Origin of the sequence: uncultured Porphyromonas sp. (assembly GCF_934359325.1) — a bacterium.
Lineage (GTDB): Bacteria > Bacteroidota > Bacteroidia > Bacteroidales > Porphyromonadaceae > Porphyromonas_A.
This window is the reverse complement of record NZ_CAKRLH010000254.1, coordinates 1-1,989: the sequence shown is the minus strand read 5'-3', so window position 1 is coordinate 1,989 and position 1,989 is coordinate 1. Positions and strand designations below refer to the sequence as shown.

1 protein-coding gene is annotated in these 1,989 nt (G+C 59.1%); it reads left to right on the top strand.

What is annotated here, in order from left to right; all coding sequences use genetic code 11:
* Nucleotides 1-52: 52 nt before the first annotated feature.
* Nucleotides 53-1,989, top strand: a 1,937-nt coding sequence (locus tag Q0F21_RS07515) for a valine--tRNA ligase (protein WP_297238768.1), incomplete at its 3' end; no start/stop codon positions are given.

Below are 1,989 nucleotides of genomic sequence, written 5' to 3'. Positions count from 1 at the left end.
GGGGAAATTGTCTTATCTTTGTCACCCAAAGACAGATAACTACAGACGAGATATGTCGCACGAACTAAGCGCTAAGTACGATCCCTCCCAGGTGGAGGATAAGTGGTATGGATACTGGACCGAGCATAAGCTCTTTGCCTCTCATCCGGACAATAGACCTCCCTACACCGTCGTCATCCCCCCGCCCAATGTCACCGGCGTGCTCCACATGGGGCATATGCTCAATAACACCCTCCAGGATATCCTCGTCCGCCGGGCACGGATGACCGGCTTCAACGCCTGCTGGGTTCCCGGCACAGATCACGCCTCCATAGCCACGGAGGCGAAGGTGGTGGCTAAGCTGGCCAAGCAGGGGGTCAAGAAGAGCGACCTCACTCGCGAGCAATTCCTCGACGAGGTGTGGGACTGGACGCACGAGCACGGCGGGATCATCATCAGCCAACTCAAGAAGATCGGCGCCTCCTGCGACTGGGACCGCCTCGCCTTCACCATGGATGAGCAGCGGAGCGAGACGGTGAATGATGTCTTCTGCGACCTCTACCGCAAGGGACTGATCTACCGCGGTATCCGAATGGTGAATTGGGATCCGGCGGCTAAGACGGCGATCTCTGACGAGGAGGTGATCCATAAGGCGGAGCACTCCAAGCTCTACTACGTTCGCTATCCGATCGTGGAGGATCCGGAGCAGTATGTCCTCGTGGCGACGACCCGTCCGGAGACAATCTTTGGTGACGCGGCGGTCTGCATCAATCCCTCCGACGAGCGGTACACTCACCTCAAGGGCAAGCACGTTATCGTGCCGGGCGTGGGTCGCGAGATCCCCATCATCATGGATGACTACGTGGACATAGACTTCGGTACCGGCTGCCTCAAGATCACCCCCTGTCACGACATCAATGACTACGCCATCGGGGAGCGGTATCGTCTGCCTAAGTACGACGTCTTCAATGACGACGGGACGCTGAATGGCTTTGGGGGAAAGTATGAGGGGCGCGACCGCTTCGAGGTGCGGGACGCTTTTGCCGCTGAGCTGGAGGAAATCGGGGCGATGGATCACGTGGAGGACTATGACAATACGGTCGGCTTCTCCGAGCGGACCGATGTGCCGATCGAGCCAAAGCTCTCCACCCAGTGGTTCCTCAGGATGGACCACTTCGTCAAGCCGGCCTATGATGCGGTGATGAAGGATGAGGTGAGCCTGGTGCCGCCAAAGTTTAAGAGCATCTACGCCCACTGGATGGAGAATATCCACGACTGGAATATCTCCCGTCAGCTCTACTGGGGACACCGCATCCCCGCCTACTACCTGCCGGACGGGCAGATCGTCGTCGGGGAGAGCCGTGCCGTGGCACTGGAGGAGGCTCACAAGATCGACCCTGCCCTCACAGACGCTGACCTGAAGCAGGATGAGGACACGCTGGACACCTGGTTCTCCTCCTGGCTCTGGCCGATGAGCGTCTTCGCCAATCCGATCAAGGATCCGGAGAATGCGGAGCTGCAGTACTACTACCCCACCTCGACCCTCGTCTCCGGACCGGACATCCTCTTCTTCTGGGTCGCCCGCATGATCATGGCAGGGTATGAGTATATGGGGAAGAAGCCCTTCGGGGATGTCTACCTCACCGGCATCGTCCGCGACCACCAGGGACGCAAGATGAGCAAGCAGCTGGGAAATAGCCCGGATCCGCTCCTTCTGATCAAGGAGTATGGCGCCGATGGCGTCCGTATGGGTCTGATGAGCTGCACCAATGCCGGCAACGATATCCTCTTTGACGAGTCCATGTGCGAGCAGGGGCGCAACTTCAGCAACAAGATCTGGAATTCGTACCGCCTCGTACAGGGCTGGGAGGAGAGCGAGACGGCTGAGCAGAGCGCTGCTCAGGCTGCAGCCGTGCGGTGGTTTGCCGAGGTGCTGAGCGACACCCGCAAGACGCTCGACGACCACTTCTCCAAGTACCGCATCAGTGACGCGATGATGCTGCTCTACCG